Raw genomic sequence first — 16,326 nt, 5'->3', positions numbered from 1 at the left:
TTTGAGATTATTGGTTTATTATATAAACTTAATTCGAGGTGTATCAAATATTTTTATATTTTTCTAGTGATTTTATACGCCATACCTTTGATAAAATGCCAGCCATGAATATGTTGAAATAAAATTCCCCAGTCCAGAAATTCTGATAAGATTCAAAGCAATTCATTATGCTCCAGAATATAAAGATAGATATGTACATATAGCCAAATTCTTTCTCTATATTGCCTTGTTTTATTTCTTTAAAAAGCATTTTTCCAATTATGAACCAGACAGAAAAATAAAATAATAACCCTAAAACACCATAGTTTACTAGAAGCTCAAGGTAAGTGTTATGAAGATGCCCAAAATTATCTTTGATATTTTTAGGCAACCATTCTGTATGTTCCATTACTAATGACTTTCCATTGTTGCCCCAGCCAAATAAGGGCTTTTCTTTTATAAAATCAGTAGCGGCAACCCAAGAATGAAATCTAATCCCAAAGCTAGAATATGGCACGTCATCAAAGTTAAGCGAGGTGATGGCTGATATAGAATCTTTTTCAGCCATAAATCTATCTTTTATTTTGTCATTATTTAGAGCTAAAGTGCTTAATATGACTAAAGTTATAATGAAGAGTAGAATGGCACTTATTTGTTTTTTTGTTGATTGCTTTTTTATGTATTTAATAATCAAAAAAATAGACATTGTTGTTAATGTAATGGCAAGTGAAATCCACGCTTGACGTGTTTGACTAATGTAAACGACTAGTAATGTATAATATATTAGCAATGCTAAAGGTATTATTAATAACGTATTTCTTTTGTAAAGTGTTTTGCTGAAGCAACATAAGCCGATAAATACTGACCCAAAAAATAAAGCCATATGTTGCGCATTTAAAAGCTTAAAATCTACTCTACTACCATTAATGCCTCTTATTAACTCATCAAATCCTTCTCCAGTTATCCAAGGAGATAGTAGTACGCCTAATGCTGCAGCTCCCCATATTAGCCAAATTGCATTTTTCTTTTGAGCAATGAGCCATGCAAACGGAATAAAAAGAAACCAGCCATTTAGGTTACTAAGCCTTGGCGTGCTTTCTGCCCACTCTGGGGTAATATATTGGGCGAGCCCCCAAGATATTAGTTGGAGAATAATTCCTATCCACAGAAATCTCAATAAAATATGGCTATTTACGATTTTTCCATATTTGAACAGTCCCCATAATCCAATAAGAACCGCTATTGATGATGTTATTTCTGCTACTTTAGGGAAGCCTGTTCTCGAAATTGCATAGATTATTACTGATAGAGTACCTATGTATATAAGCCAAGCAGGTTGGTCTTCCGATGATCGGCGTTCAAATATGCGGGTAAATCCAGTAGCAGAAAAAGTCATTGTAAACTCATGTCCGTGAGGTGGTGCTTTAAGGAAAAAATATGATTGGTGCGTAGTATACAAATAGTTATGGGTTTAGGTATACAAGATATGACTGAAAGTTGTGATTTGGTGTGGTGGAATGGGGCACCTGCTGTCAAGTAATCCGCTTAAGTGGTTGGAGCAAAAAAATGGTCATCAGCAGATGACCATTTTTAATCCGTTTATCTTTCACAACAAGACATTTACTTGGCAGCTTCTGTTTCGCTTTCTTCGTTGACTACTTTGTGAAGTTCAACCACAAATTTCAACGCGGCATAAGCCGGAATAGGGCCTGTGCCGCCTGGGCCGTAGGCTAGATCAGCTGGGATGTATAGTTCGTATTTAGAGCCAACAGGCATAAGTTGTAGACCTTCTGTCCAACCTGGAATAACACCATTCAATGGGAAAGTAATTGCTTCACCACGTTTGTATGAGCTATCGAATACGGTGCCGTCTGTTAGGCTGCCTTCGTAATCGACTTCAACAGTGTCTGTTGCGCTTGGTTTTTCGCCTTTACCTACTGTAATGACTTTATACAACAAACCAGATTCAGTTTTTTTCACACCGTCTTCGGCTTCTTTCTCTTTTAACCATGCAGCGGAAGCGGCTTTGGCTTCTTCAGCGGCTTTGGCTTCTTCAAGCTGTGCTTTTTCCATTTGTTCTTGCTGGTAGCTTTGGATGGTTTGTGTCACTTCATCCATAGTCATTTGACCTTCTTTGCCGGCAAACGCGTCTTGGAAGCCAGCCATGAAGGTTTTCATATCTAGTTCAGAGAAATCTTGTGACATGCGCGAACCAAACATGGTGCCAATGCTGTAACCCAGACGTTGTTCTTTAGAATCCAGTTTAATTGTACTGTCGTCTGCGTACGCAAAAGAAACAGAGGACATAACCAGCGCCGCAATAAGTGTTTTTTTCATAACTATTTTTTTCATAAGGAAAGGTGTTCCATTATTTGTTGGTTTATCACTTTGTGATGTGAAGCGTTAAGACGGAGTTAGATTTGCATTTTTTGACCAGCATTTAATAAAGCATTTATGGGGCGTAAACAAAGTAGGAACAATGGTATACGCCTTGTGCTTTGCAAAATCAGATCCGTCGTTTCTGTTTAACATGAATGTTCTAACATAAGGTAGGCTGTTTATGCCAGTTTATATGCTGTCACGTTACCAAAGCGACCCCTTCACCTGCACACTTTGTTTGAGTTCCATAAGATCTCGTTTAGTTTCAAGAACGGTTCCACAAAGCACAAGACGTTCAATGAGATTAATCCTCTGCTCTTTGCTGAGACAATCGCTTTTACACAAGGATGACAGTGTTTGCTAAAGCCGTTTTGTTTATTTGTTGCTCTTTACGGTTTGTTGACTGTCTGTCGAAGTAAGGGGGTTGGTGTGATTCGGTTTTTGTCGGCCTAAAGGCTTAAGGATCCCCACAAATATAGAGTGATGCCCACTTGTTGGTTAAACTATTTTCGCCAAAAAATAAGCCAGACAAGGGGCATCACATTGTTATTATCAAGTTTACTTCCTGACAATTCAATCTCCATTGATAAGCGAACCTATACAGCTTTATCGGATGTAGTATCCTCCGTTAAAGAAGGCGCCAGATTAAGCCTAACGGCAATTGGTAGAAAACTAGGAGAAGACGCTAACGTCATTGAAAAATATTGCATTAAACGAGTTGATAGACTGTTAGGAAACATCCAATTACATCAATGCCGAAATCAATTTTATAAGACCCTCGCCTCTCACTTTTCTTCACAAGAGTTCTTGCCCATCATTGTTGATTGGTCAAGTGTTTATGATTTTAGCTTTGTTTTACTGCGCGCCTCAGTGGCCTTTCAGGGAAGAGCTTTCACTTTATATGAAGAAGTACACCCTGAAGGAGCTATGAATAATCATAAAAGACATGTCGACTTCTTAAATAATTTAAAGCAAATACTTCCCTCTGACTGTACCCCTATTATCTGCACAGACGCAGGATTTAAGGTTCCGTGGTTCAAAGCAATAGAGCAATTAGATTGGTATTGGCTTGCACGTACACGTGGAACGGTAAAATGCCAAACGGATAAACGACCACAATGGACTCTCGTCGACGGTTATCATCATCAAGCCACCACAAAACCAATGGAGTTGTCCGGCTTGCGTCTATCAAAGCAACAACAATGGCCTTGTCGTGGTGTTTTGTATAAAAGTCCACGCCCTACAAAGAAAAAAAGCAAACCCGTTAAAAGACCAAACTGTAACAATTATAAGAAGTGCTCTAAAGCAAACAGAGAGCCTTGGTTTCTAGTCAGTAACTTGCCAAAAGGCGAGTTTCCTCCTCTTGCTCTAGTCAATATTTATAAGCGCAGAATGACCATCGAAGAAGCATTCCGAGACACGAAGAACGAATATTATGGGCTAGGACTAAAACGTAGCCGAAGCCAATCTATTGAGCGATTACAAACCCTTCTGTTAATTGCCTTGCTTGCTCAATGGTGCCTTTACGTCATTGGGAAAGCGGCTGAGATGCAAGGTTATCATCGTCATTTCCAATCAAATACGATAACAACGAGGCGAGTATTGTCTTATTGCTATTTAGCCAAAAGGATCCTGAAAACCTCCCGTTATGAAATAACAGAAAGAATGTTATTTGAGGCGTTAGACCTTCTTCTATTGGAAACCAAGTGCTAAAAATAAATGTGGGGATCCTTAAGCCTAAAGGCCGACCTACAGGGGATGGGGTTTGTGTAGGAAGGCTTTGACGACGTTTTCTGGTTTGAAGTCTTCTATCCACTTTTCTTGTATTGGGTAGCCGTTTTGTTCGACGATTTGATCTATTTTTTGTGCGAGTGCGTCGGCATTTTGTTCGCATAGGTAGGATTCGAGTTCGTCTTTGAAAATGTCTCGAACTCCGCCGGGGCAGTCGACGGATATAATGGGGGTGCCACAAGCAAGGGATTCAAACAGTACAATGCCTAGTCCTTCGAATTTAGAGCTTAGTACGAATAAGCTGGCGTGTTTCATCCATACATAGGGGTTCGCTTGGTTGCCAACAAAGTGCACCTTGTTGTCTATTCCTAGGGACTTTGCGGTATTTTGTAATTCGGTCTTTAATTTGCCTTCTCCAACGATGACCAAGGGAAGTGTTGTTCGGCTTTTGGCGTAGGCTTCTAGTAGCATTTGTTGGTCTTTTTGTGGGACCAGTCTGGCTACGTTGACAATGTAGGGGCCATCTGGCATTCCCTGTGGTTTTTCGGCGTTTGCTTGCTGACGAATTTGTTCAATTGGGCAAGGATTGGTAATCACTTGGATGTGTTGAGGGGTAATATTTTCTTTGTCAAATAGCGCGATGGCGGCGTTTTTTACGCCATTGGAGACAGCGGCAAGTTGCTTATTTTGGAAAAGCGCATGAAAGCGCTTTTTGGACAAGCGTTTGCTATTCGAATTGGCTTTGACAATGTTTTCTAACACGTAAATGGCGTTGTCATGTTGGAATGACCACACGCTTTCGTAGGTTCCTTCGCCTCTGAAGACGATACGATCAAATTGACCGTATTGCTTTTCCAATTGAGCGACTTTTTCTTGTAGCTGTTGGCCACCGTACCACCCTGCAATAAGGAAGTGTGATTTTCGCCAAGCTAGGTTACAAAGCTTGGCGGTGATTTCGGCGAAGATACTTAACGGTCGGCCGATTGCCAGTTTGTTGACATTAAACTCATGTAATATAACGCTTTTGTTATTTGGGTAGAGTGGGTCTTTGCGTATTTTGAAGTAGAGTAAATGGCTTTCATGGCCTTGATCTGCGAAGGCGTCGGCCAGGTTAACGGCAACACGCTCCATCCCGCCAGTTTTTAATGTTCTTACAACGACCAATGTGCGCATGAGTTGCATCTCTTTTGACTAAAATACTGAGGAGTAATAGTAACCTAAAGTGTGACAAGGCGTCATTCATCGTGAAGAGGGTTTTGGTTTGATGTGATTGGGCTTTTGACGGCCTAATGGCCGACAAACGCGAAAAGGATGCTTTTTTAACTTATTCCCATAAACAATGGAATCAGAACGGGCACGAGTATGCTCATGATGAAGCCGCTGGCGATGCAAACAGGGATGATTTGCGCGCCGTGAAATTTCCCTAGCATGGGTAAAGTAAAATCCATTGCCGTCGCACCAGAATAACCCACCGACATGTGGCTATTTAGTCGTGCCAAGAACGGAATCAACATGAGGGCTAATATCTCACGTCCAAGATCAAGCAAGAAGGCGGTGGTGCCCAGTACTGGATCACCTAAGCCTGTGATAAGAATGCCAGATAAACTGTACCAGCCGAAGCCTGATACGACGGCAAGTCCTTGGTTCCAACTTAACCCTAAAATTAGGCTCCCAATCCAACCGGCTAATAATGTGGTGAAAATAGTCACTAGGGCGATAATGACGCCTTGAGAGTTTAAAAAGAGTTTGCGTAGACGATGATTGCCTTGACGCAGTTGGCAGCCGATTAGAAAAAGTAAAATATACAGTAAGCCTGTTACCAGTTCGTCCACTCCGGTTAGCCAGTCTTTGGCAAATATGCCGACAATCACGCCACCTATTACCCAAGCGATGGTTTTTAGCGCGTCAATCAGGGCATGGGTTTTACTGTCACTTGGGCCTTGAGCCAGACTATCCGCATGCGTACCGCCAAAGCGAAGGCCACTGAAATACAAGCCTGCTAGGCTCAATACGCTAATCAGACCAAAAAACACAATGGCTTGATAACCAGCAATTAATAATTTTTCGGTAAGGTTGTCCAATGCACCCAAACTGAAACCTATGAGTCCGAGTATGAGATAGACAAGCTGTTCGAGTCCTTTTGCCACGCGAGCTGGGGTGAAGAGTTTGATGTTTACCCAGTAACCAAAAAGTAGGGCGATTAATAATGGGCCAAGTGTGGTGAGAATGGTCATGTGAAAATAGTCTTCCTAGACAGATGTGTTAAATACTAGAGCGGCATTTTCTCGGTATTGAGTTGTAAATACAAGTTGCGTGTTGTGTTTGATGTTGTGTTTAAGGTAAATGCCGGATTACGACTCGTTCCTCATCTCATCCGGCCTACAAAAACCAATATAAATCAACCCATTGTGGGCTGAATGACGTCACACGCCTGATAACGGTCGTCCCTCCCTCATCAGGCCTATAAACCAATATAAATCAAGCAATTATAGGCTAAGTAATGTTACACGCCTGATTCTGAATCAATATACAAGGGTATTTCCTTTGAACAAGAGCCGCTTCGCTCATGCTTACGAAATAAGTCGCGGCTAGTCTTTTTTGGTGAAGGCGAATCGTATGAGTACGATGGCTGTGCCGAGCATGCCGCCGAGTAGTACGGCGAGTACGCATATTAGGGCGCGTTTGGGGCCGGCTTTTTCTTCTGGGACGACGGCGGGGTCGATGATTTTGAAGGCGAATTCGTCTTGTACTTCGGCGAGCATGAGTTTTTTGGTTTGTTCTTCAATCAGTTGATAAAAGACGGATTGCATGTCGGCGATGTTGGTTTTGTCAATTTGTTCTTCTAGGTAGCTGATGTTGCGGCGGGTGTCGCTGAGGGAGTTGTTTTTCACCCAGGCGTTTAAGTCGATGACGAGCCAGTCTACCCATTGTTTGGCGATGGTGGGGGATAGGTGGGTGATAGAGAGATTAACGAGGCCGGTGTCTTTGGCTTCGCTGATGGCGAGCATGGTTTTAAATGTTTTGTAAGCTTCCCAGTCGGTTGGTTGGGGCGATTTTCCTGGTTCAACTTCTCTGATCCATTGTTGTTGTTCTGTGCTGTAGAGTTCAGGGTTGATGATGAGGGTGTCGTCGGCTGGGTGCCATTTTTCCCCTGCCATGAGCGGTACTAATATGTCGTATTTGTTGATAAAGGCGTTGAGGAATTGGCGCGATTGTAAGGTGGCTAGGGCCATGGCTTTGTCGTCTGTGCCGCCACCACCTAAGCTGATGCCGGCTAGGGAGGCGAGTCCGCCAAATTGTGACGCCATGGCCGATAAGCCGCCGCCTTGTCCTGCACTGGCTGAGGCGAGTATGGCTTCTGCTTTGTAGGTGTTGGGTTGAGATAGGGCGTATAAGACGCCACCTACGGCAAACACGAAGGTGCTGAATATAATGATCCATTTGCCTTTCCAAAGGGCGAGAAACAGTTCTTTTAGGTCGATCTCGTCATCGTGTTGTTGGTAATGCTGAGAGGGGAGCTGGTAGTTGTCGTTCATTATCATTCTTCGCTTTGTGTTATGCGTTACGTCATAAAAAAGAAGTTAGCCGAAAAGGGGAGAACGTTTAAGGCGTTTTGTCTGCGCTTATGGGTTCTGACCCCTTTTTTGGCTGTTGTTGGGTTTAGTCTTTTATTGCGCTCCATGCTACGCCAATTTGATACAGTATTTGTGTGGCGGTAGATAGCGTGCTGAGCCCGTCTAGGTAGTCGGTATTGATCGGTACGATGACGGTGTCGCCAGGCGCTAGAGGGTCATATTGACGACTGAACCAGAAGGAGTTGTTAGGCATTTCCACGGAACCGTTGGCTTTCACTATGTAGACTCGGTCTGTGTCGGCTTGGCGTTTGGTGCCACCGGCAGAGAGGATGTAGTCGTCTACTGTGAGGGCTGGGTCAAAGGTGTGGTGAGAAGTAAATTGCACTTCTCCGACAATGCTGACAACGGGGTTAAGCGCTGGCACAAAGAGTTTGTCGCCTTTTTCGAGCATTAAATTTGCTTGTTGGTTGCCTGCCATGGCGCGGTTTAGATCAATGACTAAACGGCCAACGGGTTCGGCTTGGTCGAGCTGATCAACAATGGCAATGGCTTGCGCAGGGTCGGTCGAAGAGGTTGAGCCTTGGCGGCGCAGTGACATGTTGCTAATTTCTTGTTTTAGCTGGGCATTAATGTATTTGAGTCGTTCTGCTTCTTGGCGTTTTAAGCGCTCGCGGCTTAATACGGCACCGTCAGGGTAAGCAAATTCAGTGAAGCCGCCTGCTCGTTCTATGACGTCTTTAAGGGTTTCGCCACGCTGGAAGGTGTAGCGGCCAGGGAAAATAAATTCCCCTTGCAGTTCGACGATCATGCCTTCTTGCCAACCGGGTTGGGTTTTTATAATCAGGTGATCCATCGGCCCGAGTTGAATTGGGTATTTGCCGCTTATGGCATCGTTCAGTGAGAAGTTGACTCTGTCGAGTGCTGGGTCTCCACTTGTTGCGACACGACGTGACAGTTCGGCTGAGTTGAGATAGGCGTTTTCAGCCAATCCGCCAGCGGCGGCCAAGAGGGAAGAGACCTTGACGTTTTTGACCAGCGGATAAGTGCCTGGGAATTTCACCGCACCAGAGATTTCGATCAGTTGCGCTGGGCGACTGAAGCTGGCTTGTTCTTTGAGTCGATCTAAAATCGGTTCTAATAGGCTTTCTCGGCTGGCTTTGCGCAATTCTGCCGCGTTTGATACTTGGTTAATGCCTGCGACATCTAGTTCGGTGGCTTCTGCTTGCACCACGATGGCGCCTGTTTGAGCGTCTAGGACTTCGCGTTCTTTAGACGTGCCCCCTTGCTCGCCTTTGGCTTTGCTGTTGGCGTAAGAGCCAAACCAGTAGCCTTGTGCCAAGCCATTATCAAATACGAAGATTTGGTCTTTTTCTTGCAGTACTAGGTTGTCTAATGAGGTTGGGTTGGTGAGCGCTTCTAAGAGGCTAAATTGGTAAACTTCTATGTGCTGATTTTGATTGATCTCGCGCACTAGCAGGGCGTAGTTTACATCGGCGCTTTGTTTTAAGCCGTTATCAATCGAGCCTATGGCATCGCGAACTCGCATTCCAGGAGTAAAGCTTAATGCTCCTTGACGAGCCACTTCACCCCGTACGGCGATGGCATTTTTGAGTGAGCTGGCGACGGAATCCAAACGAATTTCATCACCGTCTTCTAACGTAAAGCGTCGACCCGCTGCGGTTGATAAATCTAGGGTGATTTGTTGTACACCCTTGGCGTTGGTACGACGTACGTTCACTTTTGAGAGAAATGCTTGAGGTTTTGCGCCGCCTGCGGTGGCAAGTAGCGTATTTAAACTGGCATCGTCTTTAAGTTCATAAGTTGCGGGGCGAGCGACTTGCCCTTCAATCGTGATGCGATTGTTGCGCATCGGGATAAACAGCGTGTCTCCAGAAGAAAGACGCACATCTTTGGACGTATCGCCGTTGATCAATAGATCATAAAGGTCAAACTCGGTGACGACCTTGCCTTTGCGCTTTAGTTGAATATGGCGAAGACTGCCGCTCTGTTTGACGCCGCCGCTGGCGAGGAGTGCTTGGGTAATGGTGGTTAGGCCATTGACATTGTAAGCACCTGGCTGGGTAGCTTCACCAACGATATACACTTGCATGGTGCGCATGGCACCCATGGTGACCGACACATCCACGCCGATCACTTTTTGTTTTATAACATTGATTATCTGCTGTCTTAATTGCTCAAAGTTTTGGCCTGATACCGCAAGTGGGCCTAATTCTGGTAGGTTAATCGTGCCGTCACGGTCGATTGTTAAAGACGCATTTTGGCTGCTTTTACCAAACATTTGTAGATTAATGACATCCCCTGGCCCCACTTGATAGTCCAGTGGTACGGGTAAATCGTCTACCACGGTGAAGCCCATGTCACCACCGTTAAGAACATCGTAGCCAAACAGCGGCGTTTTCGTGGTGCTATTCTCTTTCGCGGTGTTGTTATCGGTCTGAGGTTGGGGTGCTGAGTTACTGATAGGCGCTAGTACAGGGGCCTGTTGTACTGGGCTGGCTGACGTACCGCCGCCCATCATGGAATCCAGATCCACACCATATTGGCGAGCCAATGCCTCTTGCTGGGCTTTGGGCAAATTTTTGAGCTGGTTAATTTGCGCCGCGCTCGGGGTAAACGCCACGGCATTCCCCGCCAGTATCATCATCAATGTCGCTATTAGTCGTTTATCTAGTCGCATGGTATGTGGTCTATGTTTGTTAAATGGAAAATCGTTATAATGAAAAAAGTCGTCTAAAAGCGGAATTCATAACCAGACCATAGAGTGGCTTGGTTGTCATTGCTTGCGCCTTTGTGTTGTTCGTAACTCGCCCCTAGATGCACCATGCCCGCTAAGGCTGGCAACCGATAGGTGAGCTGGCTAAGGCTTATTTTTTCATCATCAAGAGTAGAGCGCTGATGACTCACGCCCAGCGTATGATCGTTTTTTAGCTGTAAATACACGGCCACCGAGGCGCTGTCGTCGAGCGTATACGTGGTGTTGGCTACCTTGTCTGTGGTGGATGGGTAGCTTCCCACCGACCAAGAGGTGTCATCGTGCGCGCTGCTTGAGTCTTGTGTTTCCAGTACGATGCGAACGGTGTTTTCGCCCCATGGAAATGCCCCCGTCCAACCGAGCATCCACGCGCCGAGTTCTGTGGTCTTTGCGGTAGAAGCCGCTTCGGCGTAAACGCTGTGATAAAAATGTTCGATCGAAGGCAAGGTGAGTTTGGCGTCAAGAGCAAGCTGCTCGTCGCGGCTTGACGACTGATTTGAGGTGGAATCCGCAAACCAAGTTTGGTAAGTGAGGCCGTATTCGAAGTATTTAAGCGGTTTGGCGACCAATCGTGTTGCGCTGTGGTAGTCGACATCGGACTCTTTTGGCTTGGACAGTAGGCTTTCTGCACTCCATACACCGAGTGTTTTATTCTGTCCAAGGTAACTTATGCTCATGTCTGGCGCGGCTTTGGCGTATGAACCTAAAATCAAATTATGTTGCCAACCTTGGCCCCACCAGCGGTCTAGATTACCAATCGACCAGAGCCAAGCGCCCGAGTTTAAAGCGAGGTAGCTGTCGTCCCAGTTGATTTTGGTGTCATCTTGGTATTCGCTGTAGCCTGCAGATAAACGAAAAGCGTAGCTGTTGTTCAGCTGTTCAAAGCTGGAATACACGCCTTTTTGGTCTTCGTTAAATTGACCAAAGCCCGATGAAGGCGCCGCATTGGAACCACTTAATAGTTTAAAAAGTCGATTGCCTCGGTTTAGCCTTGCGCTATTAAGCGCGTATGACAGCTCTCGATTGGCGATGGATACGTCGTCGCGTTGGCTTGTATTGTTCAAATCGTCGGCGAACAAAGACCAGCGCATGGGGTAATGGTTTACGGGGGAGGCGAGCTGTCCAGAATCCGACAGCAAAAGCAAAGACGAACGTAAAAATGCGTCGTTGGCTTCTAACCAAGGCGAGGCTGAGCCAACAATGGGCACACAACCAATAGCAATCGCCAATAGCGTTTTGCGAATGGGTGTCTGAGCCTTGTTGCCAGCAAGACGGCGTAGCGTCGAACTATTTGAGTTAAGCAGGGGCATTAATGGCTCACATTCCTTTACGTTATTCATTGTGTTACTTGCAATATGCGGCCCATGATCTAACAAAAAGCCACAGAAATAAAGCCGCTTTTACTTAATGTTTTCACAAAATAAGACGCTTTTTTGAACACTTATGAATGGCGGAGTGTCCATGTTGCAACACCTGAGGGTCAGATTCTTATGATTTTTTTGTGCTCTAATGGCAAAAATTGACTAAAAAATTAACAAAAAACGCTGCTGTTAAGCTTACATTGTCACAATTCTTGCTCTAAAATCGCTAGTGAAGAGTTTTCTTCAAACATCGATGTTTAAATACTTAAGGAAATATTATGAAACTTACTACTTTGGCTACAATCGTAGCACTTGGCCTAGCTAGCCAAGCATATGGTGAAGCAGCTGGTGCAGCAGGCGCAGGCGCAGGTTCTGGTGCAGCAGGTGCTGGTGTGGGCGCAGGAGCTGGTGCAGGCGCAGCGGGTGCAGGTGCAGCTGGTGCTGGTGCCGCTGCTGCTGGTGCGGCTGCGGCTACATCTGCAGCGGTGGGTGGCTTAGCTGCCGCAGCAGCGGCCGCAGCAGCGGTAGCTGTGAGTGCAGCGGTTGCCGTAAGCACTGATAGCACGCCTACTCCTAGCGTGACGAGCACTACGAACACTAATTAATGCCCTCAAGCCACCTAATGTCCCATTAGGTGGCTTTTCTTTTTCCTTATTCGTATTGGCTGTTTCATGCGTTCTTTTCGCTATTATCTCTATTCCCCTTTTTTTATTTTTTTATTGGCTTTAACGGGCTGTTCGTCTAATTTCAAAAGCTCAATAGACTCAGCTAAAGCGGTCATAGGCTTAAACCAAGCCATTACGCCTGACTACATTGCTTCTCTGCCTTATGCTAGTGTTTTAGTGACTGTCAACAATACTCGCCCTTTACTGTTGATTCTCACCTTTGCAGATTACAACCCGGCCACACAGGCGTACCGGCTCACCTGGTTAACTAAGGACATTGGCAGCATTGTCACCGAAAACGGCCGTATTATTCATACGGTGGGCTTTATAACCGATAATTTAGAGGCGCTGGCTTCTACTAATGCCGCTATTACTCATAACGCTATTACTAATCACGTTAGTAATGGCGCCTCCGCGAATACCTTTGTCAGCGGGCTTCCCAAACTCGGCAGCACAACATCATGGATCGCCCGATACGATTGGTCACCCGGTTACCGCTATGGTTTTACCGCCCAAGTGGCATCACGCTCTCTTGGCATGGACACAGTGACGACGGATCTATGGCGTCAAGACGCAGAACAGATCAGTGAAACGGTAACCTTTGACGACCTAGACGCACAATTTACTAACCTCTTCTGGCTTACCCCCGCCACGGAAACAGTTAAGCCTTTTGTGGTAAAGAGCATTCAGTATCTGGGACCCAATATGGACAAAGTGGAAATGCTGATGGTGAAGCCTTTTATTGAACCGCTTACTTCTACTATAGAAGCAAAGACCATAGAAAAAGGGGCCGTAGAAACACTCCCCCCAGAAACAAAGACCGCAGAAACAAAAACGCCCGCCAATACAGGCAAGGGGTCGCCGTTATGATGCTGTTTTCAACGACACCTCGATTACAAGGCCTATTACTCAGCGGTTGGCTGTTTCTCGCGGCTTTTTCGCACAGCGCTCTGGCTGATAACGCCAACGTCACGCTGCTGCAAAGCCAAGTTAGCTTGTCTTATCCGCAAGAAGTGCGCTTTTCACAATTGCTGAGCGATGCTTATGCACAGTTAAGTTATGAGGTTTATCCACTCGGCAGTGCACTGATCAACCCTAATAAACAGGCCGTTGTAGAGGCGAAAAAACAGGCTGTTTTACGCCAACTGGCACAGCTCAAGACTCCCGCGGCAACGCACCTTGCTAAGCAACTAAACGCTTTACGTTTGGTTTACCATGAAGACATGGTCTTCGACCCCATCAAAGTCCGCATACGGACCAAGCTCGACCCTATGATAAAGGGTGAATATTGGCTGTCGCTGCCGAAGCGTCCAATGCACATTACCGTATTTGACCCTGCGCTGGAGCAAGGCCTCAAAATGCCGCTGAACAATAACGCAGACCTACGCGACTATTTAGCTAAATTGCCTTATGTGACGAAAGAGGGCCAGCCCTACGATTCTGCTTGGGTTATTCAAGCCGACCGTACGGTGTATCAAGCCCGCGATTTACAGTGGAAAAACACCTTATATTTTCTCAGTCCCGGCGCCATGGTGTTTATTGGACTGCCAAACCTGCCCGATGAATACCGCGATTTGAATGCCAATATCGCCCACCTGCTTGCTTTTCGTTTGGAGCTATAATGTCATTTAAATGTTTCCCCCTGACACACCTTGTTGTCGGTTGCAGCTTGTTACTGAGCGGCGCCTTGTACGCAGAAGACGATGCTTATTTTTCCCTACCTTTTCAAGGGCCACGACTTAAACCTTCACAAATGGACCTTGGTGGCGTTGGCTTAATGCAAATGCCCTCTGGCCGCATGGCCGAAGAAGGCGCCTTCAGTTTTGGTTATAATGACAACAGTGAATACACCTTTTACACTGTGTCTTTGCAGCTGATGCCTTGGTTAGAAACCACGCTGCGTTATACTCAAGTTGATGATGTACTTTACAGTGCCAGCGAAGACCTTAGTGGTGACACCAAGTACGCTGACAAAGGCATTGACGCTAAATTAAGACTATTGAGAGAAAACCAATGGCGGCCAGAAGTGTCCGTCGGTTTGCGTGATCTTGGTGGCACTGGGCTGTTTGATGGCGAATTTCTTGCGGCGACAAAACGCTTTTCGACCGATCACTATGGTGAATTTGACGTCACACTAGGACTAGGCTGGGGCTATTTTGGTACACGGGGCAACGTGAGTAACCTACTGTGTAATGCGGCTGACCGCTTCTGTGAACGTATTTCGGGATTCGCAGATAACGGCGGCTCTATCGACTACGACCGCTGGTTTACAGGCCCAGCGTCCTTGTTCGCGGGTGTGGAATATCAGACACCTTACGAGCCTTTGCGTTTAAAACTGGAATATGATGGCAACAACTACAGCCAAGATTATCCAGTTACTCGTGGTGGTGTGGACATGGCACCCAAAACACCTTGGAATTTTGGTGCGGTTTATGAGGTAAGTGATGGCTTTGATCTGCGTTTAAGTTATGAGCGCGGCACGACTGTGGCGCTGGGCTTTGTGCTATCAACCAATCTTAATACCTTGAAAAGCCCATGGATAGACAACGAGCTACCCGCGATGGGCACTGATCAAGCTGCCACCTTGAATGACGTGGATTGGCCAGCTCTGGACCGTGAATTAGAAGACATCGCAGGCTACAAAACCAGCAAGGTGTACCAACAAAACGATGCGGTGACCTTTGTCACGCAACAAACAAAATACCGTGATCGTGATGTCGCCACCGAAAGAGCGGCAGCCGTGATGGCAAATCACTTGCCAACGAACGTGAGCGCTTACAAAATCATTGAAGAGTCGAACAATATTCCCGTGAAATCGACCAAGGTGTCGGCGCGTGCTTATCGTAAAATCGCGGCTGTAGATTATTTCAATCCATCGATTAAAGACGCCATTATTGAGCTACCACCAGAAGACATTAATGATGATCCTTTGTACGAAAACGTTGAACGCTTTAATTACGGTTTTAGTCCAAATTTAAGCCAATCCTTCGGCGGCCCAGAAAGCTTTTATATATACAGTATCACCATGAAAGGGGGTGCGTCTTATTGGCTTAGCCGAAATCTGGAATTATCCAGCTCTGTGTCGATTAATCTATTAGATAACTACGATAAGCTTAATTTTGACACTCCTTCGGACGGCACATCTAATTACCGTGTTCGTACCCTAGTGCGGGCTTATGTACGTGACAACGACGCCAATTTGAATAACCTGCAACTGACCTGGTTTGATCACTACGGAAGCAATTGGTATCAGCAAGTCTACGGCGGTTATTTAGAAACCATGTTTGCTGGGGTCGGTACGGAAGTCTTGTATCGTCAGCCTAACTCAAATTGGGCAATTGGTGCGGACATCAACGCCATCTCACAGCGTGATCCCAACTCAGTATTTGGCGTTTTTTCTGAGGAAAGTGGCTATGGCAGTGACGCAAAAGTACTCGCCAAAGGCACCACAGGGCATTTATCGCTTTATTACCAACCAGAATGGTCGTTTTTAGAAGACACCATGTTCCGCTTAGACATGGGTAAATTTCTAGCGGCCGACGTGGGAGCGCGCTTGGACTTTTCCAAGCAATATGACAGCGGTATGATCATCGGCGCGTACGCCAGCCGAACCAACATGTCCGCAGAAGAATTCGGCGAAGGCAGCTTCACCAAAGGGTTTTATTTGTCTATCCCATTCGACACCGTCTCACTTAAACCCACCAACAGCCGAGGCTACCTAAACTGGCAACCCATCACCCGCGACGGAGGGCAAATGCTAAGCAAGCGCAACAATTTATATGGCATAACCGACATGGTATCACCTTGGTACCAACGCCCAGCCCAGAATAAATAGCCTATAGACATGATACTAACCACCCCGT

Annotated in this window: 12 protein-coding genes; 5 read left to right on the top strand and 7 right to left on the bottom strand. The window is 45.8% G+C overall.

Annotated elements, in window-relative coordinates; translation table 11 throughout:
- Window positions 1-43: 43 nt before the first annotated feature.
- Both J8N69_RS05615 and J8N69_RS05610 read right to left on the bottom strand, forming a co-directional pair.
- Entirely contained in the window at window positions 44-1,375 is a 1,332-nt protein-coding gene (locus tag J8N69_RS05615; RefSeq protein WP_168827456.1) for an O-antigen ligase family protein, read from the bottom strand.
- A gap of 224 nt (window positions 1,376-1,599) precedes the next feature.
- Entirely contained in the window at window positions 1,600-2,331 is a 732-nt protein-coding gene (locus J8N69_RS05610; protein ID WP_227803987.1) for an FKBP-type peptidyl-prolyl cis-trans isomerase, read from the bottom strand.
- Between the two features lie 570 nt (window positions 2,332-2,901).
- Between J8N69_RS05610 and J8N69_RS05605 the strand changes: the two genes are divergently transcribed.
- Window positions 2,902-4,071, top strand: a complete 1,170-nt coding sequence (locus J8N69_RS05605) for an IS4 family transposase (protein WP_168827455.1) — start codon at window positions 2,902-2,904, stop codon at window positions 4,069-4,071.
- Between the two features lie 36 nt (window positions 4,072-4,107).
- Here J8N69_RS05605 and J8N69_RS05600 read toward each other — a convergent pair whose 3' ends face one another.
- The 5 genes from J8N69_RS05600 to J8N69_RS05580 all read right to left on the bottom strand — a co-directional run bounded on the left by J8N69_RS05600 (window position 4,108) and on the right by J8N69_RS05580 (window position 11,777).
- Window positions 4,108-5,262 carry a glycosyltransferase gene (locus tag J8N69_RS05600; RefSeq protein WP_168827454.1) on the bottom strand — a complete coding sequence of 385 codons (1,155 nt, stop codon included), beginning with the start codon at window positions 5,260-5,262 and terminating at the stop codon, window positions 4,108-4,110.
- A 146-nt stretch (window positions 5,263-5,408) separates the two neighbouring features.
- Window positions 5,409-6,323, bottom strand: a complete 915-nt coding sequence (locus J8N69_RS05595) for a lysine exporter LysO family protein (RefSeq protein WP_168827453.1) — start codon at window positions 6,321-6,323, stop codon at window positions 5,409-5,411.
- 354 nt (window positions 6,324-6,677) lie between these two features.
- On the bottom strand, window positions 6,678-7,625 hold the full coding sequence (locus J8N69_RS05590) for a Wzz/FepE/Etk N-terminal domain-containing protein (protein ID WP_168827451.1): 948 nt from the start codon (window positions 7,623-7,625) through the stop codon (window positions 6,678-6,680).
- 124 nt (window positions 7,626-7,749) lie between these two features.
- Window positions 7,750-10,362, bottom strand: coding sequence for an SLBB domain-containing protein (locus J8N69_RS05585; RefSeq protein WP_168827450.1), 2,613 nt, complete (start codon window positions 10,360-10,362; stop codon window positions 7,750-7,752).
- Between the two features lie 53 nt (window positions 10,363-10,415).
- Entirely contained in the window at window positions 10,416-11,777 is a 1,362-nt protein-coding gene (locus tag J8N69_RS05580; protein ID WP_227803986.1) for a capsule assembly Wzi family protein, read from the bottom strand.
- A gap of 299 nt (window positions 11,778-12,076) precedes the next feature.
- Between J8N69_RS05580 and J8N69_RS05575 the strand changes: the two genes are divergently transcribed.
- The 4 genes from J8N69_RS05575 (at window position 12,077) to J8N69_RS05560 (ending at window position 16,298) form a co-directional block, all read left to right on the top strand.
- Complete coding sequence (locus J8N69_RS05575; RefSeq protein ID WP_211085208.1) at window positions 12,077-12,403, top strand: hypothetical protein; 327 nt, start codon at window positions 12,077-12,079, stop codon at window positions 12,401-12,403.
- 66 nt (window positions 12,404-12,469) lie between these two features.
- A complete protein-coding gene (locus J8N69_RS05570) occupies window positions 12,470-13,333 on the top strand; it encodes a YjbF family lipoprotein (RefSeq protein ID WP_168827448.1) in 864 nt (287 codons plus the stop codon).
- Window positions 13,330-14,085, top strand: a complete 756-nt coding sequence (locus J8N69_RS05565) for a capsule biosynthesis GfcC D2 domain-containing protein (protein WP_168827446.1) — start codon at window positions 13,330-13,332, stop codon at window positions 14,083-14,085. The genes J8N69_RS05570 and J8N69_RS05565 overlap by 4 nt, the downstream gene beginning before the upstream one ends.
- Complete coding sequence (locus tag J8N69_RS05560) at window positions 14,085-16,298, top strand: YjbH domain-containing protein (RefSeq protein ID WP_168827444.1); 2,214 nt, start codon at window positions 14,085-14,087, stop codon at window positions 16,296-16,298. Before J8N69_RS05565 ends, J8N69_RS05560 begins: the two co-directional genes overlap by 1 nt.
- Window positions 16,299-16,326: the final 28 nt, after the last annotated feature.

Source organism: Marinomonas profundi, assembly GCF_020694005.1.
In the GTDB taxonomy this organism is placed as follows: domain Bacteria; phylum Pseudomonadota; class Gammaproteobacteria; order Pseudomonadales; family Marinomonadaceae; genus Marinomonas; species Marinomonas profundi.
Note: the sequence above shows the minus strand (reverse complement) of the source record. Positions and strands in the feature narration are given on the sequence as shown.

What these genes read in the sequence shown, in the direction of transcription:
- J8N69_RS05615 (WP_168827456.1), bottom strand. Translation starts at nt 1,375, where the DNA reads ATGACTTTTTCTGCTACTGGATTTACCCGCATATTTGAACGCCGATCA.
- J8N69_RS05610 (WP_227803987.1), bottom strand. Translation starts at nt 2,331, where the DNA reads ATGAAAAAAATAGTTATGAAAAAAACACTTATTGCGGCGCTGGTTATG.
- J8N69_RS05600 (WP_168827454.1), bottom strand. Translation starts at nt 5,262, where the DNA reads ATGCGCACATTGGTCGTTGTAAGAACATTAAAAACTGGCGGGATGGAG.
- J8N69_RS05595 (WP_168827453.1), bottom strand. Translation starts at nt 6,323, where the DNA reads ATGACCATTCTCACCACACTTGGCCCATTATTAATCGCCCTACTTTTT.
- J8N69_RS05590 (WP_168827451.1), bottom strand. Translation starts at nt 7,625, where the DNA reads ATGAACGACAACTACCAGCTCCCCTCTCAGCATTACCAACAACACGAT.
- J8N69_RS05585 (WP_168827450.1), bottom strand. Translation starts at nt 10,362, where the DNA reads ATGCGACTAGATAAACGACTAATAGCGACATTGATGATGATACTGGCG.
- J8N69_RS05580 (WP_227803986.1), bottom strand. Translation starts at nt 11,777, where the DNA reads ATGAATAACGTAAAGGAATGTGAGCCATTAATGCCCCTGCTTAACTCA.
- J8N69_RS05575 (WP_211085208.1), top strand. Translation starts at nt 12,077, where the DNA reads ATGAAACTTACTACTTTGGCTACAATCGTAGCACTTGGCCTAGCTAGC.
- J8N69_RS05570 (WP_168827448.1), top strand. Translation starts at nt 12,470, where the DNA reads ATGCGTTCTTTTCGCTATTATCTCTATTCCCCTTTTTTTATTTTTTTA.
- J8N69_RS05565 (WP_168827446.1), top strand. Translation starts at nt 13,330, where the DNA reads ATGATGCTGTTTTCAACGACACCTCGATTACAAGGCCTATTACTCAGC.
- J8N69_RS05560 (WP_168827444.1), top strand. Translation starts at nt 14,085, where the DNA reads ATGTCATTTAAATGTTTCCCCCTGACACACCTTGTTGTCGGTTGCAGC.